Origin of the sequence: Endozoicomonas sp. Mp262, assembly GCF_025643335.1 — a bacterium.
Lineage (GTDB): Bacteria > Pseudomonadota > Gammaproteobacteria > Pseudomonadales > Endozoicomonadaceae > Endonucleibacter.
This window is the reverse complement of sequence record NZ_CP092489.1, coordinates 373,159-394,378: the sequence shown is the minus strand read 5'-3', so window position 1 is coordinate 394,378 and position 21,220 is coordinate 373,159. Positions and strand designations below refer to the sequence as shown.

Here is a 21,220-nt window from a genome sequence, read left to right as displayed (position 1 = left end):
GGTGTGCGAAGAGGAAAAAAAACAGCGCATTCTATCAATTGCCATGTTCTCTGGGCAGAGTGATATGCGCAGGCAATATTGCGGAATTTACCAGTCTTGCAGAGTCGTTGATTTCGTATTTAGCCTCGTCAATTATGACCATCAACCAAGAGTTTCAATATGCCCCAGTGAACACCCATGACGGGCAACCATAGCCCAACTGCTGACGACAGTAATAGTTCCGGTTACTAGCATTAGCATCAGTGGGCCATGGCTATAACCGCTTTGGTTGAGCAGTTCCATCATATAGGGAACACAGCCACCAAAGACGCAGACGCCAACATTAATGCATACGGCCAGTCCCGTGTATCGAACTTGTGTGGGAAATAGCTCTGATACCGATGCCACATAACAACCATTGGCAATGGCTGCCGGGACGATGGTTAGCGCCATCATGAACCATAAAGAGCCTGCCATCATGGCTTCATAGGTGGGTTGGGCTATCACCAGTAAAATGATGCCACCGGTAACCAGCATGGGCTTTCGACCAACCCGGTCAGAAAGCCAGCCACAGGCCAGGGACAGGATGGACAGTGTTAACAGGGTAATGGTGGTGAACTCAAAGGCCTTTTCAGCGGGAAATCCCAGATAACGACTGGCGTAAGGTGGGAGCAATATATAGATAGAAACCATGGATGCGGCCGTTGCGGTAAGGCCGATGCCAATAAAAACCGCTTTGGGTTGTCGTTTGAACAGGGTTGCCAGGGGGATTTCGGCGATGGCACTGGCGTTGATGATCTCGCTAAATAAGGGAGTCTCAACAATGCCTCGGCGGAGGTAATAGCCCATTATTCCCAGCAGGCTTCCAGCAATAAAGGGAAGTCGCCACCCCCAGCTGTTAATGTGCTCCGTACTCAGGTTATGTTGTAGCAGCACGCCCATAAAGGACGCCAGCACCAGTCCCAGCAATGCTGAAGCAATAATCGCCGCGGTCAGGGTGCCACGATGGCGGGGAGGCACATGCTCCGCAGCAAAAACAATGGCTCCGGGCAGCTCTCCGCCAACAGATAGCCCCTGCAAAGTGCGCAGAATAGCCAGCAGGATCATAGAGGTGAGTCCAAGAGTACTGTATGTGGGTAGCAATCCTATTGCGAGGGTGGCTCCTGACATCATGATGATGGACAAACGGAACAGCCGCTTTCTGCCTATTTTATCGCCATAATGACTGAATAATATGCCGCCAATGGGCCTGCTGAGACTACCCAGTGAATAAATTGCAAATAGCCATAGTAGTCCTGACTCACCGGCATTGGGTAAGAATGCCAGGGTCAGTTCGTTGGCGAATAGTATGACGATGGTGAAATCAAGAAACTCAAGCACTGCGCCCAGGCAGGTAATAAAGACCAGTTTTTTGAGCATGATGACAAAATACCTTTAACAGCATTGGTATGACAGTGGCTTCAGGTTTAGCAGATTTGACCGGAGAGTGTCCTGAAACCTCAACATTGCTGCCGGGGTTTCAGGTATTGGTGGAAGTGGAATTCAGGACAGTTATTCTTCAGCGGCCGTTTTAGTTGCCTTGGCTGTATTGACGGATGACTTCAGGTACATACCTTTGAGTACATTCAAGGCCTGGCTGAGAGGATAGTCTTTTTCGAGAAGTTCTTCCGGTTTTATGGGTTCGTCTTTTTTGCCTTTGTCTTTGCCCTTGTCCTTACTGCTGTCTTTAGGGGCTTTATGGCCTTTGCCATTGGAAAGGTGTCCCTTTAAATCCGCTTCCTTGTATTGAGAGCTGCCTTCAACCGGTGTCACCTTGACCTGAGGCAGGACAATATCAGGCTTGATGCCTTCAGCCTGAATGGAACGGCCATTAGGTGTGTAATACAGGGCGGTGGTGAGCTTTAAGCCCCGTTCAGAATCAACACTCAACGGCAATACCGTTTGCACAGAGCCTTTACCAAAGGAGGTGCTGCCCAGCAGAATGGCCCGGTGATGGTCTTGCAGGGCACCGGCAACAATCTCCGAGGCTGAGGCCGAGCCGCCGTTGATCAGGATTGTCAGGGGTACACCCTCTGATGGATCAGTGGCTGTGGCATTGAAACGCAGTTCAGAGTTCGGGAAACGGCCCTTGGTGTAAACAATGAGTCCCTGGTCAAGAAAGGCATCAGCCACACCCACTGCTGCCTGCAAAACGCCGCCCGGATTGTTTCTCAGATCCAGCACCAGTCCCTTCAGCTTGCCGTCCTTCTGCTCTTTTTTCAGCTTTTTGATATCTTCCAGCAGTTCTTTGTCGGTATCTGACTGGAACTGGCTGATGCGGATATAGCCGTAGCCTTCTTCAAGGGTTTTGGTCTTGACACTCTGCACTTTAATAATGGCGCGCTTGACTGTGATATCCAAAGGCTTGGGAGTGCCTTCACGAACAATAGTGAGCTTGATGGGGCTGCCGGGAGCGCCCCGCATTTTTTCCACGGACTGCATCAGTGTCATGCCTTTTACCGGTGCATCATCAAGCCGGATGATCAGGTCTCCTGCCTGAATGCCGGCCTTATGGGCCGGGGTGTCATCAATGGGGGACACCACCTTGATATGACCATTTTCCATTCCCACTTCCATGCCCAGTCCGCCAAACTGCCCCGAGGTGTTGATTTCCAGCTCTTTGAAGTCTTTGGGTTTCAGGTAAGCTGAGTGAGGGTCCAGACCACTGAGCATCCCCTTGATGGCATCTTCGAGCAGGGTCTTGTCATCCACCTCTTCCACGTAGGCGGTTTTTATTCGTTGCATGACCTCGGTAAATGTTCGCAAATCCTCCAGGGGCAGCAGGCCTTTTTTATCGGCACTGGCCTGTTGTTGCTGGTGAGCAGAGTCCTGTGCAGGCTTTTTATCACCTTGCTGACCTTCGGCCCATCCTGAAAGTGTATAGCTACAGGCCAATGTCATTATGACAGCCTGGATAAGCCGGTTTAGTCTAAAGGTCATGGTTATAAAAGCTCCTGCATGCTTATTTTGAGTGGATCAAGTATAGCGTTAATCGACAGCACTTCTTTCTCAACACCTTTCTTTGGTTATAATTTATCGGTGTTTATCCCTGAAACTGCAATTTGTATTGCCATTAACGCCTTACCAGCCAGGCAGATGGATTCTGGGGTTTTCCCTTGTGTCGCAGCTCAAAGTAAAGTCCGGGACTTACCTGGCCTCCGGTTTGGCCGATCACGGAAAGGGGTTCTCCGGCCAGGACATTGTCCCCTTCTTTTTTCAGTAGTGACTGGTTATGGGCATAGAGGGTTAGATAGTCCTGCCCATGATCCACAATAACCAGCAGTCCATACCCCCTTAGCCAGTCAGCAAAAATCACCTTACCATCATGAACCGCAGTGGCCTGATTGTTGTTTGCGGATATAAAGAGACCCTGCCATCTCATATGGGTGTCGGGGCGGCGCTCATTATAGCTAAACAGCAGTTTGCCATTGACGGGCCAGGGCAGTTTTCCCCGCATTTTATTAAAGGGTACCTGGGTATGGACTGCCCGACTTTTCAGGCTTGCCAGAATGACTTCCAGTTCTTTACGCTGCTTTTCCAGCTGGTTTAGCTGTTTGTCGCTCTTTTGAAATTGTGAGGAAAGTTGGCTGATCAGCTTCTGACGGTTACGGTTTTCCTCCTTCAGCAATGCATTCTTTTCTTTCAGACTATCCCGTTTGTCCAGAAGTTGCTGATTGGCCTGAAACTGCAGTGTTTTGTTTTTTTCCAGATCCCGGATAACAGACTCAAATGTGTTGATGGCATCTATCTGGGCTTTCTGAAAATAATCCAGATAGACCAGCTGTCTGGCCACTTCGTTGGGGTCTTCCTGATTCAGCAGTAACTTGATACGGCTATCACTGCCTGTTTTGTAAAGAGAGTTCAGACTGATGGCAATGCGCTCTTTTTCTTTATCCCGCTTTACTATCAGTGCCTTTTGCCGAGCCTTGAGTTGGTTTATTTCCTGTTCTTTCTCATTAGCAAGTGATTCCACCTGCCGGATGTCGCCCTGTAACTGCTGAATTTCCTTTTCTATGCGAAGCAGCTGGTTTTCGGTGGATGAGCGCTCTTTATTAAGTGTCTTGAGACGCCCTTTGAGCTGGTGGATATCCTGGCTAACGGCTTTAAGCTCTGCCTCAGTGGACTTAAGGGTATCAGCCGAGTGCGAGAGGCCGGTAAATGATAACAGTAACAGAGCTAAAAAAACTGAAGCCGAAAAGTTCATAGGCAAGCGGTCACAGGCTATCGTTGTTGACTTATATAAGGACTGTAGACATTTTACCGTGAACAGTTCCTGGTGTCAGAAAGCGTAACTATCATATAGCGCTTAGCTTCGGCAGAGTATGCCCTGCTTTTCTCGGGAAATCCTGTGGTAAAGTGAAAATATCTTGAAAGAAATACCATGAAGCAGATGAGGTGTGGGCCATTATGAGACTGACTTTTCTTGGTACCTCGGCGGGTATGCCAACCACTGAACGGAATGTCACCGCACTTGCCCTGGCAATTGATGATAGCCGTTGCTGGTATCTGGTGGACTGTGGGGAGGGAACCCAGCATCGCCTGCTTACTTGTCGCTACACTCTTGCCCAATTGAAGGCGATATTTATTACCCATATCCACGGTGACCACATTTTTGGTCTGCCCGGGTTATTGACATCTGCGAGTATGCAAGGGCGTATTGAACCCCTGACCATCTGTGGCCCGGATGGTGTTGAGCCGTTTGTCAGGCAGTCATTGGCCTGTGCCGATGTGCATGATCTGCCTTTTGAGCTGCATTTTGTCAGAAGTGATGCTGAAGACTTTACCTTTAGTGATGAAAATTTTGCCGTAACCGCCCATCCCCTTTCCCACCGGGTACCGAGCTTTGCCTATCGCTTTTTTGAAAAAACCGTGGCCACTGCCCTTGATGGGGAAAAGCTAAAGGCTTTGGGTGTCCCCAGGGGGCCTTTGTGGGGGCAGCTGCAAAAAGGCGAGCGTATTGTTTTGGAGAATGGAACCCGGGTTAGTCCGGAACAGGTCATGGACCCGGCACCCAGGAGCCGGGTTGCGGTGATTGGCGGCGATAATGACCAGCCGGAACTGTTGCACGAGGTATTGCTGGATGCGGACCTGCTGGTTCATGAATCAACATTTACCGATGAGGTTTTTCAGAAGGTAGGGCCGAGATGGATGCACAGCACCGCCAAAAAAGTTGCTGAAGCCGCTGCCCGTGCCGGTGTGCCTAATATTATTCTCACCCACTTCAGTGGTCGTTATCGCCTATCACCCAGGGCGGGTGAAAACAGTGTTGAAATGTTGCGAAGGGAAGCACAGGAGTATTATCAGGGCCAGGTTGAACTGGCTGAAGACCTTGGGGTCTGGCAGCTTTCCCGGGAGGGGCAGTTGGTTGGTTTAAATGATTGACCCGTATCGTTAATAGGGCCTACTTGCGCACAGTAATCAAATTCAACAGGAATCGAAGGTAGAGGGAGGGGTTATCTATACCCGCCAGCATCCGGGGGCAGAGGCTGAGAATGGGTTTGCTCAAGTATTGGCTGTTACCATGCCAAAATATGATGCCCGCTTTTCACAAGATATCAGTGCATACTGGACATTCCAGATTCGTCTTGCACGCAAAAACACGGGTTCTAAATGGCATAATTATGCAAAAAATTTACCCACAGGCATTCAGACCATTAAGCGCCGAGTACCAACACGGTGGATGAGTGAGCGTGTAACCAGTTGGTCTGGTGTAAAAGAAATGAAAGTGCTAGTGCAGGGAAGCGCGAATATCCATACAGGTATTGAATGAACTGAAAAACTCGTATGCATTCCCAGCGGGGAGAGGTTGTCGCGAAAGTCATAGTTCCTCCTTCTCATGCTCTAAATGAGAATTAACCCCCTTGATATACAAGGGATGTAGAGACGATTTTTTCATACTGATATATGAAAACAGGCTTTCGCGACACCCTCGGGACGCTGGGAACGAGGCAGAGAAACAATCTTGTTGCATTCCCGGCCTGGCTTAATAGCCTTCACTGGCTGAGGGCAGGCCTCCAGGGCGTCTACCTTTTCCTTTTCTGCCTTTGTGATCGCCATCTTTACGACCTTTCCCTTCATGGCCGTTATGCCCACCTTGTTTACCATGCCCACCACTATCAGCTCCACCACTATGGCCATGTCCGCCTCCGTGGCCTCCATGACCACCCCGGCCCCCGCCACCGTGTCCGCCACCTCCCCGGCCACCCCCTTTTGCCAGCATTATCGATGAAGACAGGTCATTTGCTTTCTGTGGAGCAAGCAACCCTGATCCTGTGTTACCTATTGTATTGGCCTGGATCAGATTACTTCCTGCCAATGTGGTCACAATGATTGCTGTATTAGCCAATTTCTTTAAAAACATAAAGCCTCCTTGCTTTAATTTTGGGGAACCCTTATCAATGTAAACTATATTTTGCAAAAAGTAATGAACCATGTTCTTTTAATATAAAACAACAACTCATAAGAAAAAGGACTTTTTATGCTTGTTCCAGTCATTATGGCCGGAGGTTCTGGTTCTCGCTTATGGCCTTATTCCAGGCAGCAATATCCCAAGCAATTCCTGCCTTGCCTGGGAGAAAAAACTATGTTGCAGGAAACATTATTACGCTTGCAAGGCCTGGATTGTGCTGCCCCCATCATTCTCTGTAATAAGGACCATCGTTTTCTGGTTGCAGAACAGCTTGAAGCCATAGGTATCACAGATGCCTCGATTATTATGGAGCCTGAGGGGCGCAACACTGCTCCCGCCCTGGCACTGGCCAGCCTGATGGAAATCAAACGCAATCCCGTGATGCTGGCGCTGGCCGCTGATCATTTTATTGCCGATCAAGATGCTTTCCGGCAAGCGGTGGTTGAGGCAGCTGCCATTGCTGAGCAGGAACAACTGGTTACTTTTGGAATTCAGCCACACAGCCCTGAAACCGGGTATGGCTATATCCGGGGAGGAGAATCTTTTTCCAGGCAAAACCGGGGCCTTAGAGTACACTCCTTTGTGGAAAAACCGGACCTGGAAACTGCCATTCATTATTTAAAGAGTGGTGAGTATTTCTGGAATAGCGGTATGTTTGCCTTTAAACCCTCGGTCTACCTGGAGGAGTTGAATGCGTTTCAACCCGATATTGTTCAGGCCTGTGAAAAAGCCTGGGGGCGTTCAGAAATAAAAGGCCCGTTTATTAGCATAGAGCCTCGGTCATTTTCAGAGTGCCCGAATGAATCCGTTGATTATGCGGTCATGGAAAAAACCGGATCTGCCGTTGTACTCCCCATTAATTGTGGTTGGAGTGATGTGGGGTCATGGTCTTCTATTATGGATCTGACGCAAAAAGACAATAATGGCAATGCCTGTCATGGCGATGTGCTAACCGTTGATAGCCAGGATTGCTATGTCCGATCGGAACACCGGCTGGTTTCCATGGTTGGGGTGAAGGATTTAGTGGTGGTAGAGACCAGTGATGGTGTCCTGATCGCCAATAAGGAGGATGTGCAGTCTGTTAAACGGGTTGTGGATGAACTGAAGCGGGATCAGAGAAAAGAAGCCCTTTGTCACCGGGAAATATATAGGCCCTGGGGAAGCTATGATGCTATAGATATCGGTCATCGCTATCAGGTTAAAAGAATTACCGTGAAGCCGGGAGCCAGCCTGTCATTACAAATGCATCACCATCGGGCTGAGCACTGGGTTGTGGTTCAGGGTACAGCACTGATTACCCGGGGAGATGAACAGATAATCCTGTCAGAAAATGAGTCCACATTTATTCCCCTTGGCTACCCGCATCGTTTGGAAAATCCGGGCAAGGTGAATCTGGAGTTGATAGAGATACAGAGTGGCAGTTACCTGGGAGAGGATGACATTGTTCGTTTTGAGGATAGTGAGGCGTCATCCTAAAAGGAAATAGTTATGAAATTGAATTGTTTCAAAGCCTACGATATCCGTGGTCGCCTGGGCAGTGAGCTGAATGAGGCGATAGCCTATCGGATTGGCAGGGCTTACTGCCAGCATTTGCAGCCAGCCACTGTTGTTGTGGGGGGAGATATCAGGCTCTCTTCCGGGAAACTCAAATTTGCCCTGGTGGAAGGTCTCAGGGATGGAGGAGCCCATGTGCTGGATTTAGGTATGACGGGCACGGAAGAAATCTATTTTGCCGTAAGGCAGCTGAAGGCTGATGGTGGTATTGAAGTCACTGCCAGCCATAATCCCATAGACTATAACGGCATGAAGCTGGTGGGGAGGGAAAGCCGACCTGTTGGTGCTGACTCAGGTCTCAGGGATATCCAGCATATTGCCGAAACCACGGATTTTCCGGAAACCAGTTCCGGAAAGCGGGGAGGTTATAAACAACAATCCCTTGTTAATGAATATGTGGAACATTTGCTGGGATACATCAATCTTTCCCATATCAGGCCCATGAATATTGTTGTCAATGGGGGTAATGGTGCGGCAGGTCCCATTGTTGATGCCATTGAGCAGCGCTTCCAGTCCGCGAATATTCCTGTCCGGTTTATTAAAGTCAATCATGAGCCCAACGGCACTTTTCCCAATGGCATTCCCAATCCCCTGCTGCCGGAAAACCGTGCCTCAACCATTGAGGCTGTTAAACGACATAACGCGGATATTGGCATTGCCTGGGATGGGGATTTTGACCGCTGCTTTTTATTTGATGAACAGGGACACTTTATAGAGGGCTACTATATTGTGGGTCTGCTGGCAGAGGCATTACTGGCAGAGCATCCCGGCAGCAAGATTATTCATGACCCAAGGCTGACCTGGAATACCATAGAGCAGGTGGAGTCCGCTGGAGGCATCCCGGTTCAGTCAAAGACAGGTCATGCCTATATCAAGGAAAAAATGCGGGAAGAAGATGCCATTTATGGCGGAGAAATGAGCGCCCATCATTATTTCCGGGATTTTGGTTACTGTGATAGTGGCATGATTCCCTGGCTGCTGGTGATTGACTTGATGTCCCGTAAGGAAGTGCCCCTTAGCCAGCTTATTGCCGAGCGCATTGCTGCTTACCCGGTATCTGGCGAAATCAATATTGCCCTTGCTGACCCTGATAAAGCTATCAAAAGTATTCTTGAACACTATAAAGGTGAGCCAGGCCTTTATATGGATTTTATGGATGGAATAAGCCTGTCGTTTAATGACTGGCGATTTAATTTGCGGATGTCAAATACAGAGCCTTTGGTTCGACTCAATGTTGAAGCTAAATCCGACACTGCCCTTATGCGCGCCAAAACAGAGGAAATTCTTAAACTTCTTGATGAGTTCAAGTATCAGGCGTCTAAAGCGTGTTAAGATAGATTCCTTTACTCTGAAAAGATACATATCGAATGTCTGATAAGTATGTAACCGTTGAAGAACGGGTAAGTTACGGGATTGGTCGCCAGATGGGAGACCAGCTGTCAGGTAACCCTATTGAAGGGCTGTCTATTGATGCCGTGCTGGCAGGTCTGGCTGATTCCCTCAACGGTGCTCCCAGTGCAGTAGAGCATGGTGCTCTGCAGGAAGCCTTTGAAAAGATGCAGAACCGACTGCAGGCAAAGCAGGCGGAACAGGCTAAGGAATTTGCTGCCGAGGGTGAAAAGTATCTGGCAGAAAATGCCAAGCGTACTGAAATTAAAGTGACCGAGTCTGGTTTGCAGTATGAAGTTCTGGTGGAAGGTAAGGGCCCCAAGCCTGAGGCAACCTCTACAGTAAGAACCCATTATCACGGTACTCTGGTGGATGGCACTGTGTTTGACAGCTCTGTTGAACGTGGTCAGCCAGCTGAGTTCCCTGTTAACGGCGTGATTGCTGGCTGGACTGAAGCCCTGCAAATGATGGGTACCGGTTCCAAGTGGCGTCTGCACCTGCCTCATAACCTGGCCTACGGTGCCCGTGGTGCTGGTGGTGCTATCGGACCTTATGCAACGCTGGTGTTTGATGTTGAGCTGCTGGATATTGTGGCTTGATAGCAAAAGCATCGCTATAAAAAAACCGGAGTAAATACTCCGGTTTTTTTATGCATCTCCCATTCCGGCGAAGAGAAGACGCACCTCGTTCCCAGGGTCCTGAGACTGTCGCAAAAGCTATTTTTATTAACCACGGAGACACGGAGACACGGAGGCACGGAGATTTATAGTTTAAAGATATAAAAACTCTGTGCCTCTGTGTCTCCGTGGTTAAAAAAGAGTAAAAACCCTACTTTTTATCTACAGAATTGGGTTTCGCGACAGTCTCGGGACGCTGGGAACGAGTTTTAGTCTATCAGGGAATTCCCGGTCATCTCTTCCGGTTGTTCGATATCCATCAGAGCCAGAAGTGTCGGGGAAATATCAGACAGGATACCGTCCTTCAGCTTAATGGCTTTAGGGCCAGCATAGACCAGCGGCACCTGTTCACAGGTATGGGCGGTGTGAACCTGTCCGGTTTCGGCATTCATCATCTGTTCGGCATTGCCGTGATCGGCGGTAATCAGACATTGTCCACCGGTTTCTTCCAGTGCTTCAATCACCTTGCCCACACAAGTGTCAACGGTTTCAACGGCTTTTACCGCCGCTTCAAAGACACCGGTATGGCCTACCATATCGCAGTTGGCAAAGTTACAGATGATCAGGTCATGCTGGCCACCTTTGATTTCAGCCACCAGTTTTTCAGTAACTTCAAAGGCACTCATTTCCGGTTGCAGATCGTAGGTGGCAACCTTTGGTGAATTCACCAGTACCCGGCTTTCACCCTGATAAGGCTCTTCCCGGCCACCACTGAAGAAGAAGGTGACATGGGCATACTTTTCAGTTTCTGCAATACGCAGCTGGGTCTTGCCCAGTTTCTCCATGTACTCACCCAGGGTGTTGGGTAGTCCGGCAGGAGGGAAGGCACAGGCTGTCTGGATATCGGCAGCGTACTGGGTCAGCATAACAAAACCAGCGAGAGCCGGGGTCTTGCTGCGCTGGAAGCCGTTAAATCCTGTTTCCACAAAACTGCGGGTGATTTCACGGGCACGGTCTGCGCGGAAATTCATGAACACCAGGGCATCGCCGTCATTGACGGTGGCGGCAGACTGACCGTTTTCAGCGAGAACTGTCGCCTGAACAAACTCATCATTTTCATCCCGCTCATAGGCAGCTTTCAAACCTTCAACAGCGGTCTTGGCAGTGAATTCAGCCTTGCCTTCAGTGATCAGTTCATAAGCGGCCTGGACACGTTCCCAGCGGTTATCACGATCCATGGCATAGTAACGGCCAATCAAACTGGCAATACGACCCACCCCTTTGGCTTTAAGGGCGGCATCCAGTTTTTCCAGGGAGCTTTCGGCACTGCGGGGAGGGGTGTCGCGGCCATCCAGGAAGGCGTGCACATAGACTTCTTTGGCACCACGGCGGACAGCCAGCTCAGCCATGGCATGAATATGGTCTTCATGGCTATGAACGCCACCAGGAGACATCAGCCCCATCAGATGAACAGCCTTGCCAGCACTCACGGCTTTATCAACGACACTGGTGAGGGCCGGGTTTTCAAAGAAATCACCGTCCTTGATGGACTTGGTGATACGGGTAAAGTCCTGGTAGACAACCCGGCCAGCGCCCAGGTTCATATGGCCCACTTCACTGTTACCCATCTGGCCATTAGGCAGGCCAACATCCAGGCCGGAGCCGGAAATCATGCTATTGGGATTATTGTTTAGCAGCCTGTCCATAACCGGAGTACTGGCGGCGTAGATAGCATTGAAGTCCGTTTCTTGTCGGTGGCCATAGCCGTCAAGAATAATAAGGGCGGTGGTCTTGCGTTGTTGAGTCATCAGCGATCAACCATTGCGGAGGGGATTGGAAACTTAAGGGCATTATAGGATCTACAATTAAGACTATAAAAGCCTTTATTCGTAAATGAATTAATGAAAACAGAAAGTCTATAAAAGTGCCCATCATTCAACAGAATGTGACGCTTTTCCGGCGCTTTTTTTTCATAAGGTATCAAAGAGTTTTCAGGGAATTAATCAGGGGGAAGGAGTGTATGCCGGTTAATAGCGTTGGTGGACATTATAATGCCCATTCACCCGGGAGGGAGCAGTCTCAGCGGCTGGAGGTCAAAGGCCTTAATAACAGAAGGATACGTCAATCAAAGCCCAGACCATCCATCCTTGGTTTCAAGTTCAGTGCTTTCGGGACAGGGCCGGCAAAAAAAGCCCTACCCCAACGGAGGGTTCAGGCGTATACCGGTCAAAAAATCCCCTCGCTGTCTCAATCGAAGGCGCAACGTCAATCTTCAGCCCCGCGGGAAAAATCCGCCCAACCTTTTCAGCAAGGTCCGGAAAAAACCCGGCACTTAACAAATAAAGCCGGTGAAACCCGCAACAGTGGTTTGTTACTGCAAGAGGGCCGCAATATTTTACAGGACCTGATGAGCTTGAATGACATCAAAAAGAACCTGCAAAAAATGCCTTTTCAGTCAACGGAGCGGCGTCAGCAGGGATTATTGATACAAATAGAGAAAAAACAGATTCAGGATTCGGTTAATCAGTTCAATGAAAAAGCCAGGAGTGCCGGTCAGGAACACCTTGTTATTGATATGTATAGTGTAGAGGTGGGCCTGGTTAACCAGGGCAAGCCATTCCTTGAGAATAACGAGAAATTCAAGCCATTTTTCACAATGGGCACAGGCGGATCAGGCGACCGTTCATAAAACGCTCACCAGGGTGGGTTATACCTGCCCTTATCCCTTCAGGATTATCTATTCATTCTCAGGTTTAGTATACTTCGCAGCTTTGTGTACTTGAGATCACCGGATCGACATGGAACAGATTTTTGAGTTTATTGTGAACCACCCTATGCTGGTAGGGGCTTTGGTTGTGCTGGTTTGCGCCCTGGTATTCACCGAGATGCGAAAGGGTGGACAGGGCGTGACCACTCAGGACCTGACTCTCCTGGTGAACCAGCAGGGAGCCGTGATTGTTGATGTGCGTGAAAAGGCAGAATTCAATAAAGGCCATATTGTGGACGCCCTGAATATTCCTTTTGCCCGCCTAAAAGAACGTGCATCTGAGCTGCTAAAACATAAGGACAAGCCTGTCATTATCGTGGATGCCATGGGCCAGCATGGGGGCATGGCTGGAAAAATTCTTAAGGAAGCAGGCATTGAGCAAGTCATGAAGCTGAAAGGCGGGATTGGCTCCTGGCAATCTGACAGCCTGCCCTTAGTGAAAAAATAACAAAACGGATGCGTGGATGAATCAGGTTCTGATATATACTTCAGCTCTTTGCCCTTTTTGCTCCAAGGCGCTCTGGCTATTGGACAAAAAGGGAGCTGGCTACCGGAATATCAGCGTGGATGGCCGTCCGGACGTTCGTCAGGAAATGACGAAAAAAGCGGGCAGGCATACGGTGCCGCAAATCTGGATTGGCGACTCCCATATTGGGGGATGCGATGATCTTTTTGCCCTGGAAGCCAGCGGTGAACTGGATAAGCTCCTAACGCCCTGAATATCTCCGGGAAACAGGCATTAACGTGTTTCCCGGAGATAGGGCCGTTTAAAAGTATTAATTAGAGAAGGAAGTAACAATGGCTGATAATCAGCAAGAGCAGGCTCAATTCGCCCTGCAACGTATTTATGTGAAGGACCTCTCCTTCGAATCCCCCAAGGCGCCTGCCATGTTCCAGCAACAGTGGCAGCCAGAAGTAAAGCTGGACCTGAACACCAGCAACAGTGCCCTGGAAGAAGGTCTGTATGAAGTGGTGCTGTCCCTGACCATCACTGTGGACAACGGCCCGGAAGAGCAAAAAGAAACTGCGTTTGTTGTTGAAGTTCAGCAGGCGGGTGTCTTCATGGCAAAAGGACTGAACGAAGAAGAACTGCACCGTACCCTGGGTGCATTCTGCCCTAATATCCTGTTCCCTTATGCCCGTGAAGCCGTGGACAACCTGGTACTGAGAGGCAGCTTCCCTCCCATTATGCTGGCTCCTGTAAACTTCGATGCCCTGTACATGCAGGCGCAGGAACAGGCCAGGCAGGAAGCGGTTAACTGATTTGTTCCTAGTGCCTCTAAGCGTTAATATCTATACAAGTAAGCGCCTCGTTCCCAGCGTCCCCGCTGGGAATGCATACGGGTTTAAACTTATTCAATAACTGTATGGATATTCACGCTTACCTGCACTAGTTCCCAGGGTTTGGAGGTTGTCGTAAAAGGCTTTTTTAAACCACGAAGGACACGAAGAGCACGAAGCATTTTAAGAAAAGCCTTGGTGTACTTAGTGTCCTTCATAGTTCCAAAAAAAACAGGGCATTGCGCTGTGGGTTTTGCGACCCCCTCTCCTCCCTGGGAATGCAGACCTGTTTTTCAGTGTTGACGATTTAACAGTTGTTGCAGTGTTGTCATAACATCAGCCTTAAAGCTGTTAAAATCATCTTTAGTGACCATCTTCTCTATTTGCTCCTGCTGTCTATCCAGTTGCTCCTGCTGTCTGTCCAGGCGGGATGCAAACCGTCGCTGTACTTCCTCAAACTGACCCACTTTTTCCAGCAATAACTGAAGCAGGTCATTATGCTCCTTTATCAGGTACTCAAGATGCTCGTCCTTGAGCGTGCGCCAGTACTCCAGCCGGGTGACACGCTCATCAAGCTGGGCAAATTGCAGATCTGAAACCATCGCTTTTATGACCTTATTGTTGGGTTAACGCAGGAGAAGTATAGATGGCCAGTGGCAGCTCGATGAAAAAATTAACTGGTAATTCAGTCAATTACCGCTGATCCTTCAAATGATAGCTGTCGCCAGGACTCATAAACCATAATAGCCACCGTATTGGACAGGTTCAGGCTGCGGCTATCGGGAAGCATGGGTAGTTTCAGCACCTGGCTAGCGGGCAGGCTGTTACGGATATCATCGGGCAGCCCCCGGGTTTCCGGGCCAAACATTAATGCATCCCCTTTTTTAAAGCGGGTTTTCGAGTAACACTGATGCCCCTTGGTGCTTAAGGCAAAGACCCGCTCGGGTTTTGCAGTGGCCAGGTAATCCTCGTAGCTTTCGTGAAGTTGAAGATTGGCATATTCATGGTAATCCAGCCCGGCCCGTTTCAGGCGCTGGTTATCCAGGTCAAAGCCCAGGGGCTTGATCAGGTGAAGGGTGAAACCGGTATTGGCACAAAGGCGGATAATATTACCGGTATTGGGGGGAATCTCAGGCTGGTATAAAACAATATCAAGCATTTTTCAGTGTTTTCAGTGACATCTAAGGGCATTTTAACACTATTGTCATGGCGCGGTGGTCACTGATACCCTTTGTCTAAAAAAGGCTTAAAATAATGATAATAAAGCCCCGTGGCTGGATCGCCAGTTTATCCCTCATCTGGAGTAGCTCTCTCTTTGCCGCCAACAACCCGGTGGAAGCCACCGATGATTTATCATCCGGTGACTTTGATATTGAGCTGCTTATCCCGCCCCTGGCTCAAATCGGATTTCCTTTGGCATTGACCAATATAGACTTTGGCGGCTTTGATGAAACCTTCGGGTTTCAGGATCAACGACAGTGGTTTTGTATTTTCCATAATACAGCCACTGTGACGCTGGTGGCTGACAGCAATAGAAGTGCTAGTAATGGCCGCTTTGTCCTCGCCCACTCATCCACGGTTGAAAATGTCTTGCCTGGTGATGCAGAAGGTATTGAGTACCTTGTGGAAGTGGTGGGGCAGGGAGGTCAGGAGAGCCTTGGCGGACTGACGGCGGGTGTGCCTACCCCGGATTTTGCTGCCGCTAATGCCCGTGAGACAGATATCCCTGACTGCTCGGAAGCCAGTGCCAATATGGAGTTACGTCTGCGCCTTGCCGGTAATATTAACTTTAACCAGAAAAATGTCGGCGCTTACAGTGATGAACTGACTTTGACGGTGGCAGCGGAGTGATAGCAGGCAACGGTGTCTGAGATATCCGTATGCATTCCCGCGGGCAGAAAACTATCCTTGTATTTTTCATTCACACCATCCATGGTCTTTGACACCGGGGGCGAGGGGTTAATGGTTGGGATGTAGCTGACGAATCAGCAGCTCTATCTGTTTGAAGTTCTCATTGACGGTTTGGTTGAATGCCTCCTGTCTCTGATTAAACACCTCCTGCTTATCAAATCGCTCCCGCTGCTCTTTCAGTATGAGTGCCACCACACCGTGGGTGGCCTCAAGGATTGAATTGTTCTTTTGAAACGCCTGCTCAAGCTGATCCACCTTGTACTCTAATGTGGTAACTCTTGCTTCAAGTGACATAGTGATGACCTGTTTTTGTTAACTGTTCAGGAAGTATAGGCAGAAATAAAAATCCTGCTGCCGTTCCCCGCTGGGAACGAAGAAACGCCGCACTTGCAGGATTGAGAGTTTTTAATACGCAAATAAAAACATGTTTAAGCGACGATATTGCTGTGTTATAAGTTATGTTAAGGGGTTGGAAATACTACGCACAAACTGGTGTAAATCTGTATTAGTTATAGTAAAGCTTTGCGTGATTTCTGCAAGGATTGCGGGATGTGGCGATAAGGCGTGTAGGGGTACATATTGTAATTCCATTTCAGGGAGGATACGGCTGTGAAACTATTATGTTTACATTCATTAGCGTTGGCTGTGGCTGTTGGTACGGTGAGTGCCGGGGCTATGGCTGCGAATCAAGGTACAGTGGGACCAGGCTCTAGTCAGGGGGACTTTGAAGTCAGTTTAAATAAGCAGGATAACATTGTTATCAATAACCTTGATGATATGGTATTGGCTGGCTTTATTGAGGATGGCTCCGGCGATTACCTTGGGGCACAGAATGTTTGCGTGGGTCGGGCAGGAACAGGTGATTACAGAATCACCGCCTCTAATTCCAGCGGCAATTTTGAAATGTCTGCCGGTGGTGCAGTGACCACCAAAATTGGTTATCAAGTGTATTTCGAGGATGATCTAAAAGGTGTCGCCAGTATCGGTGATGGAGAAGAGCTGCTTAACGGGGTGCAATACCCGGATAATTTCACCACAGTTCTAACTGACGCAGAATGTGTGCCTGGCACCACAAACTCAACCATATGGGTAAGGGCTGACGGAACGGATATCGGCAATGCTGACCCTGGTGTATATAACGATACTGTGACTGTGACAGTAGCCGTCAACTAACGCCTTCCCGAGTACCCGCCCGGGAACGAGATAAAAATAAAAATACCGTAAAGGCGGGGGACAGGGCCTTGTCTCCTGCCTTATTTATTTTTGAACTCGTTCCCAGGCTCCCGCCTGGGAATGCATACCTCCCCTGACCGCAAGTGCGGTGCTAGCTGGTAACACCCGTCTGCATTCAGACCATCTACGGTCTTTGACGCTGGGAACGAGGCATTAAGTTTCGCAACACCCCCAGGATACCGGGAGCGAGCTAGGGCTAGAATGTTTGCCGGGTATAAAAACTATAAGTGGTCAATTGGGGGAAGCATGCAGTGAGAAAAAAAACAGGGAGGCATTTAGTATTAGCCAGCCTTTTGCCGCTTACTGTTTCCCAGGCACAGGGGGCAGGTTCTTCGATACCTGGTGGCATGGAGGGAGTAGCGGGGCAACCATTGTTTTTAGCGCAGGCACAGGTTCCGCCCGGTTTTGAGGAATTGTCGAAACCCCAGCGATCCCTGGTGGATATCTACTACGGCAACCGCTATCTTGGCTCCCAGCTCGCCACCTACACCCCCAAAACCATTCGACTCTCCAACCCCGCTGCCATTGTCCGGCTTATTAGCGATATTGATGACCCATTACTGATTACCCGGGAGCTTAACGGGGAACTGGATACCAATGGGGACAAAGTCTGTTTCCGACAGGGGCAAGCTGACTGTGGCCTGATGGAACCGGTCATCACCAGCGTCATCTTTGATGAAAGCCGATTTCGGGTGGATGTATTTGTTAACCCACGGTTTTTGGTAACCCGTTCTGCCGAGGTAAGCAAATACCTGCCGCCCTCGGATGCGGATTACTCCTTTATGCAAAACTTTGCCGCCGCATTTTCCGGCACCAAGGGAGATAACAGCACCAACACAGCGGACAGCGATGATTACACCGTTTATGGAACCAGTGTTTTTGCCAAGGGGGAAAATAGCCTTTATACCAGCTGGGACTATTCAAAAAAACAACACTTCTCCGTGGACTCACTCTACGGCCAGCGGGAATTTGAAGGGGTACGTTACCGTGCGGGCCTGATGCGAAGCGAAGGCTTTGGCCTGAGCTTTACCTCAGACCGGATTTTAACAGGGGTTCGGCTGGGAAGTTCTGATAACACCCGGGCAGATACCAGTTTTTCTGGCGGAACACCGTTGGATTTATTCCTGCCCACCCGTGGCAGGGTTGAGGTTCGCAAGGATAACCGCTTAATTGCCTCTTACTTCCTCGAGGCGGGAAGCCAGCAGCTTGATACCACCGGCTTTCCCTCCGGTGCCTACGATGTGGAGATAAAAATCCTGGATGAACAGGGTAACCCCATCAGAACCGAAAACCGCTTCTTTGCCAAACAGTTTGATTTACCACCAGAGGGTGAGTGGCGCTACTTTATGGAAGCGGGTCAGGTGATGGATCGCACCAATGAAGAAACCCTGCCGGAAATGACTAAACAGCTGCTGGCTCGTGCAGGAGTCAGTCGTCGTCTGACTGATACTATCGCCACCACCGTCAGTGCTGCCGTGAATTCAGAAAACAGCTTGATTGAAGCCGGGCTGTTCAATATTGGCTATGGCTATGAAATTTCACCCTCTGTCATGGTGGGCAGTGGCGGTGCCTATGGTGTCAGCGTCATTGGCCGGGCCACCTGGAATGTGGTTTCCCTTAATGCCAGTTATCGCCAGCTCTGGAATGATGACTATACCGTAGCCACTGAAAATACTGATTACCCCGCCCTGCTCGGTGAATCATTCCGGCAAAGCAGTTACTCAATGTCAGCACCTTTTTATAACGGCAACGCCAGCTACCGTTACAGCGACACTAAAACCGGCGAGGAAGAGGCCACCCGTACCCATACTGTCGCCTATCGTACCAGCCTCTATCGTTTGGAAAATCTGGATATTGATATGGATGCCAGCTACAGCCAGTCCAATGATGATAAGGTGGCGCTGCTCAGCTTTAACTTCCGCCTGCGGGATGACCACTGGAGCTGGCGGGCTACACCCAAGGCCCAGCGTAACTGGCGTGATACCGGCAATACCAGCAGTGAACGAATGCGGGTGGCCGCCACCTGGGAAGATAAGGAGATTTTTGATAGCACGGTGCGGGCGGATTTCGGTGCCGAGGCAGGCACCGGTGACGAACGCTACGATGCCCGGCTGGAAGTGGGCAACAGCTGGGGCCGGGGCGACCTGGCCCTGAATCATGTGGTGGGCAATAGCAATACCACCACCAGTTATTCCGCCAGCTTCCGCAGCAGCTTTATGACTGATGGCAGTCATGTTGCCCTGGGGGGGGAGCACAGTGCCGATAGCGCCCTGATGGTTAACGTCAATGGTGAGGATGGGGATGTCTTTGATGTGAAGGTAAACGGGCAGCGTCGTGGTTATGCCGTGGTGGGCCGTCCATCGCTGGTGCCCTTGAATCCCTATGAGCAATATACGGTGACCATCAGCCCGGTGGGCACGGCGCTTTATGACTTTGATGAGCGGGAGCGCAAGGTGACTTTATATCCGGGCAATGTGGTCTCGTTGGATTATGATGCCGTGGCCCTGCAATTGTTGTTTGGTCGTCTGGTGCAGGGCGGTGAGCCGGTCTATGGCGCACAGATAAAAGGCGGGTTGCGCCCCGCAGACAGTGATGACTATGGTTTGTTCCAGCTAGAGCTGCGTACTGATAAAAAGATGATTGATGTGGTGCTGGAGGATGGCAAAGTTTGTGAGTTGCCAATACCGGAGAAGCGGCAGGGTAATGTATTGAGAATGGGAACCATTGATCTGGCCAGGTCTGATTGTGCAGTACCTGAACTGGAAATAGCGGATCAGCCGGAAGCTGTCCAGCTTGCGGTAACGGTGGGGGAGTAAGTGATGAAGGCTTCTATGACGGGTTTCTTCTCTCGTTGCCAGGCTCTCGGGGCTGTAGCAACATTTTTTTTACCACGGAGGCACAGAGGCACAGAGTTTTCAGACTCGTTCCCAGCGGGAACGCTGGGAACGAGGGAAAGGTACTCCCGTCAGGGGCGCTGGCAACCGCTGATACGGTGCCTGCTGACCCTGATGCTGCTGGCAGTGGGTCCCCGGGCCTGGGCCATATTTGAGTTTATTGACACTGTTGGTGGTGCTATTGACCTGGAAACTTATGATGACTCCGTCACCACCATCACCCACACCTTTACCGTCCACTACCGTGCCTGCACCGGCGCCAGCTGTGCCAGCAGCTCCCAGGCCAACTACCGGCTGGCCATCTCTGATGACGGGGTCTACAACCCGAACCAGCTCAATGTATCCCGCCTTCAGGGAGTGATGGCCTTTAATGGAACCGCTCCCAGGGTTAAACCCAATGGCAAGCATAATAAACCCATTACCCCGGCAGGGGGCTGGACCCACGGCAGTGACAAGGGTAATGGCTTTGACCATGGCAATGGGTCTTCAGCCCTGATCGAGGCCACCTATACCATCAAGCTGAATAATATTGAAGAGCTGAAACGGATTGCCATGAGCGATGACCCCTACCTGCGGTTTTATGTGAATGGCGAGGTTCTGGCCAGAAAGAATGAGAATATTTATCCCTTTGAAAAATACAGTGCGGAAGCGGTAAAAATAAAGCTGAATTACCCGCCCAAATACCGGGTCAGTGGCCTGAGGGACCTGGCAATGGATTCCAGGGACTTTCCGGGGCAGGCCTACTATTCAGACCAGATGGATTTTTGTATCCATGTCAGCCGTGACCCCCGTTATTATGTTGCCCGGGTGTGGGGACAAAATGATTACGGGCAGTTTATTTTGAAAAATGGCGGCAATTCAGTGGGCTATGAGGTGCTATTTGCCCAGAGTATTGGCGAGCTGGACAGTGCCACCCCGCAAACCGGGCCTTTTCAGCAGATAGACTTCAATGGTCATGAAAGTGTGGATTGTAAAAGTTATACCGAGAACAATGCCGCCATCCGGGTTCGGATTAAAAAAGAGGATGTGCCAACGCCGGGTATTTATACCGATACGGTGACTGTTATGGTAGGTGCAACTTGATGGGAACGAGGGGGGAGGAGACAGCATAAAAATTGACCTTGCAGTCCATCAGCCTGAACTATAC

The 21,220-nt window shown here is 49.9% G+C and carries 20 protein-coding genes and 1 pseudogene; 13 read left to right on the top strand and 8 right to left on the bottom strand.

The window, feature by feature from the left end; genetic code table 11:
• Positions 1-141: 141 nt before the first annotated feature.
• From MJ595_RS01635 to MJ595_RS01625, 3 genes and pseudogenes are all read right to left on the bottom strand, one after another.
• Positions 142-1,398 (bottom strand): MFS transporter, encoded by a 1,257-nt coding sequence (locus MJ595_RS01635; protein WP_263080785.1) that lies wholly within the window; start codon positions 1,396-1,398, stop codon positions 142-144.
• A 132-nt stretch (positions 1,399-1,530) separates the two neighbouring features.
• Positions 1,531-2,799: pseudogene (locus MJ595_RS01630) on the bottom strand (S41 family peptidase); the annotation flags it as partial.
• Positions 2,800-3,091: 292 nt separating this feature from the next.
• The gene (locus MJ595_RS01625; protein ID WP_263080784.1) at positions 3,092-4,222 is read right to left on the bottom strand and encodes a peptidoglycan DD-metalloendopeptidase family protein; all 1,131 of its coding nucleotides are present in this window, start codon (positions 4,220-4,222) and stop codon (positions 3,092-3,094) included.
• 203 nt (positions 4,223-4,425) lie between these two features.
• Here MJ595_RS01625 and MJ595_RS01620 point away from each other — a divergent pair, with 203 nt between their 5' ends.
• Positions 4,426-5,400, top strand: a complete 975-nt coding sequence (locus MJ595_RS01620) for a ribonuclease Z (protein WP_263080783.1) — start codon at positions 4,426-4,428, stop codon at positions 5,398-5,400.
• 139 nt (positions 5,401-5,539) lie between these two features.
• Positions 5,540-5,788 (top strand): hypothetical protein, encoded by a 249-nt coding sequence (locus MJ595_RS01615; protein ID WP_263080782.1) that lies wholly within the window; start codon positions 5,540-5,542, stop codon positions 5,786-5,788.
• A gap of 213 nt (positions 5,789-6,001) precedes the next feature.
• Here the strand turns inward: MJ595_RS01615 and MJ595_RS01610 are convergent, their stop codons facing one another.
• On the bottom strand, positions 6,002-6,379 hold the full coding sequence (locus MJ595_RS01610) for a hypothetical protein (protein WP_263080781.1): 378 nt from the start codon (positions 6,377-6,379) through the stop codon (positions 6,002-6,004).
• A 117-nt stretch (positions 6,380-6,496) separates the two neighbouring features.
• Here MJ595_RS01610 and MJ595_RS01605 point away from each other — a divergent pair, with 117 nt between their 5' ends.
• Genes MJ595_RS01605 through MJ595_RS01595 form a run of 3 tightly spaced genes read left to right on the top strand, consistent with a single transcriptional unit; the run spans position 6,497 to position 9,969 of the window.
• Positions 6,497-7,903, top strand: coding sequence for a mannose-1-phosphate guanylyltransferase/mannose-6-phosphate isomerase (locus MJ595_RS01605; RefSeq protein ID WP_263080780.1), 1,407 nt, complete (start codon positions 6,497-6,499; stop codon positions 7,901-7,903).
• A gap of 12 nt (positions 7,904-7,915) precedes the next feature.
• Complete coding sequence (locus MJ595_RS01600; RefSeq protein ID WP_263080779.1) at positions 7,916-9,313, top strand: phosphomannomutase CpsG; 1,398 nt, start codon at positions 7,916-7,918, stop codon at positions 9,311-9,313.
• Between the two features lie 35 nt (positions 9,314-9,348).
• On the top strand, positions 9,349-9,969 hold the full coding sequence (locus tag MJ595_RS01595; protein WP_263080778.1) for an FKBP-type peptidyl-prolyl cis-trans isomerase: 621 nt from the start codon (positions 9,349-9,351) through the stop codon (positions 9,967-9,969).
• A gap of 287 nt (positions 9,970-10,256) precedes the next feature.
• Here the strand turns inward: MJ595_RS01595 and gpmM are convergent, their stop codons facing one another.
• Positions 10,257-11,795 (bottom strand): 2,3-bisphosphoglycerate-independent phosphoglycerate mutase, encoded by a 1,539-nt coding sequence (gpmM, locus tag MJ595_RS01590; protein ID WP_263080777.1) that lies wholly within the window; start codon positions 11,793-11,795, stop codon positions 10,257-10,259.
• A gap of 212 nt (positions 11,796-12,007) precedes the next feature.
• Between gpmM and MJ595_RS01585 the strand changes: the two genes are divergently transcribed.
• The 4 genes from MJ595_RS01585 (at position 12,008) to secB (ending at position 14,017) form a co-directional block, all read left to right on the top strand.
• Complete coding sequence (locus MJ595_RS01585; protein ID WP_263080776.1) at positions 12,008-12,676, top strand: hypothetical protein; 669 nt, start codon at positions 12,008-12,010, stop codon at positions 12,674-12,676.
• A gap of 109 nt (positions 12,677-12,785) precedes the next feature.
• Positions 12,786-13,202 (top strand): rhodanese-like domain-containing protein, encoded by a 417-nt coding sequence (locus MJ595_RS01580; protein WP_263080775.1) that lies wholly within the window; start codon positions 12,786-12,788, stop codon positions 13,200-13,202.
• 16 nt (positions 13,203-13,218) lie between these two features.
• Positions 13,219-13,473 carry a glutaredoxin 3 gene (gene grxC, locus MJ595_RS01575; protein WP_263080774.1) on the top strand — a complete coding sequence of 85 codons (255 nt, stop codon included), beginning with the start codon at positions 13,219-13,221 and terminating at the stop codon, positions 13,471-13,473.
• 79 nt (positions 13,474-13,552) lie between these two features.
• Positions 13,553-14,017, top strand: a complete 465-nt coding sequence (secB, locus tag MJ595_RS01570) for a protein-export chaperone SecB (RefSeq protein ID WP_263080773.1) — start codon at positions 13,553-13,555, stop codon at positions 14,015-14,017.
• A 311-nt stretch (positions 14,018-14,328) separates the two neighbouring features.
• Here the strand turns inward: secB and MJ595_RS01565 are convergent, their stop codons facing one another.
• Together MJ595_RS01565 and trmL are read right to left on the bottom strand one after the other, a co-directional pair.
• Positions 14,329-14,637, bottom strand: a complete 309-nt coding sequence (locus MJ595_RS01565) for a hypothetical protein (RefSeq protein ID WP_263080772.1) — start codon at positions 14,635-14,637, stop codon at positions 14,329-14,331.
• Positions 14,638-14,720: 83 nt separating this feature from the next.
• A complete protein-coding gene (gene trmL / locus MJ595_RS01560; protein WP_263080771.1) occupies positions 14,721-15,194 on the bottom strand; it encodes a tRNA (uridine(34)/cytosine(34)/5-carboxymethylaminomethyluridine(34)-2'-O)-methyltransferase TrmL in 474 nt (157 codons plus the stop codon).
• 95 nt (positions 15,195-15,289) lie between these two features.
• Between trmL and MJ595_RS01555 the strand changes: the two genes are divergently transcribed.
• Positions 15,290-15,886, top strand: a complete 597-nt coding sequence (locus tag MJ595_RS01555; RefSeq protein ID WP_263080770.1) for a hypothetical protein — start codon at positions 15,290-15,292, stop codon at positions 15,884-15,886.
• Positions 15,887-15,994: 108 nt separating this feature from the next.
• On the opposite strand, the gene MJ595_RS01550 is transcribed toward MJ595_RS01555, so the two are convergent.
• Positions 15,995-16,240: a hypothetical protein gene (locus tag MJ595_RS01550; RefSeq protein WP_263080769.1), complete on the bottom strand. Its 246-nt coding sequence runs from the start codon at positions 16,238-16,240 to the stop codon at positions 15,995-15,997.
• A gap of 315 nt (positions 16,241-16,555) precedes the next feature.
• On the opposite strand from MJ595_RS01550, the gene MJ595_RS01545 reads away from it, so the two are divergent.
• The 3 genes from MJ595_RS01545 (at position 16,556) to MJ595_RS01535 (ending at position 21,156) form a co-directional block, all read left to right on the top strand.
• A complete protein-coding gene (locus MJ595_RS01545; RefSeq protein ID WP_263080768.1) occupies positions 16,556-17,119 on the top strand; it encodes a hypothetical protein in 564 nt (187 codons plus the stop codon).
• Positions 17,120-17,472: 353 nt separating this feature from the next.
• The gene (locus MJ595_RS01540) at positions 17,473-19,995 is read left to right on the top strand and encodes a TcfC E-set like domain-containing protein (RefSeq protein ID WP_263080767.1); all 2,523 of its coding nucleotides are present in this window, start codon (positions 17,473-17,475) and stop codon (positions 19,993-19,995) included.
• Positions 19,996-21,156: a hypothetical protein gene (locus MJ595_RS01535; RefSeq protein WP_263080766.1), complete on the top strand. Its 1,161-nt coding sequence runs from the start codon at positions 19,996-19,998 to the stop codon at positions 21,154-21,156.
• Positions 21,157-21,220: the final 64 nt, after the last annotated feature.

Bases quoted from the DNA above. Each gene is read 5' to 3' on its own strand.
- MJ595_RS01580 (WP_263080775.1), top strand. From the start codon at position 12,786: ATGGAACAGATTTTTGAGTTTATTGTGAACCACCCTATGCTGGTAGGG.
- MJ595_RS01595 (WP_263080778.1), top strand. From the start codon at position 9,349: ATGTCTGATAAGTATGTAACCGTTGAAGAACGGGTAAGTTACGGGATT.
- MJ595_RS01585 (WP_263080776.1), top strand. From the start codon at position 12,008: ATGCCGGTTAATAGCGTTGGTGGACATTATAATGCCCATTCACCCGGG.
- MJ595_RS01550 (WP_263080769.1), bottom strand. From the start codon at position 16,240: ATGTCACTTGAAGCAAGAGTTACCACATTAGAGTACAAGGTGGATCAG.
- trmL (WP_263080771.1), bottom strand. From the start codon at position 15,194: ATGCTTGATATTGTTTTATACCAGCCTGAGATTCCCCCCAATACCGGT.
- MJ595_RS01615 (WP_263080782.1), top strand. From the start codon at position 5,540: ATGCCAAAATATGATGCCCGCTTTTCACAAGATATCAGTGCATACTGG.
- MJ595_RS01600 (WP_263080779.1), top strand. From the start codon at position 7,916: ATGAAATTGAATTGTTTCAAAGCCTACGATATCCGTGGTCGCCTGGGC.
- MJ595_RS01605 (WP_263080780.1), top strand. From the start codon at position 6,497: ATGCTTGTTCCAGTCATTATGGCCGGAGGTTCTGGTTCTCGCTTATGG.
- grxC (WP_263080774.1), top strand. From the start codon at position 13,219: ATGAATCAGGTTCTGATATATACTTCAGCTCTTTGCCCTTTTTGCTCC.
- MJ595_RS01635 (WP_263080785.1), bottom strand. From the start codon at position 1,398: ATGCTCAAAAAACTGGTCTTTATTACCTGCCTGGGCGCAGTGCTTGAG.
- MJ595_RS01555 (WP_263080770.1), top strand. From the start codon at position 15,290: ATGATAATAAAGCCCCGTGGCTGGATCGCCAGTTTATCCCTCATCTGG.
- MJ595_RS01565 (WP_263080772.1), bottom strand. From the start codon at position 14,637: ATGGTTTCAGATCTGCAATTTGCCCAGCTTGATGAGCGTGTCACCCGG.
- gpmM (WP_263080777.1), bottom strand. From the start codon at position 11,795: ATGACTCAACAACGCAAGACCACCGCCCTTATTATTCTTGACGGCTAT.
- MJ595_RS01610 (WP_263080781.1), bottom strand. From the start codon at position 6,379: ATGTTTTTAAAGAAATTGGCTAATACAGCAATCATTGTGACCACATTG.
- MJ595_RS01625 (WP_263080784.1), bottom strand. From the start codon at position 4,222: ATGAACTTTTCGGCTTCAGTTTTTTTAGCTCTGTTACTGTTATCATTT.
- secB (WP_263080773.1), top strand. From the start codon at position 13,553: ATGGCTGATAATCAGCAAGAGCAGGCTCAATTCGCCCTGCAACGTATT.
- MJ595_RS01620 (WP_263080783.1), top strand. From the start codon at position 4,426: ATGAGACTGACTTTTCTTGGTACCTCGGCGGGTATGCCAACCACTGAA.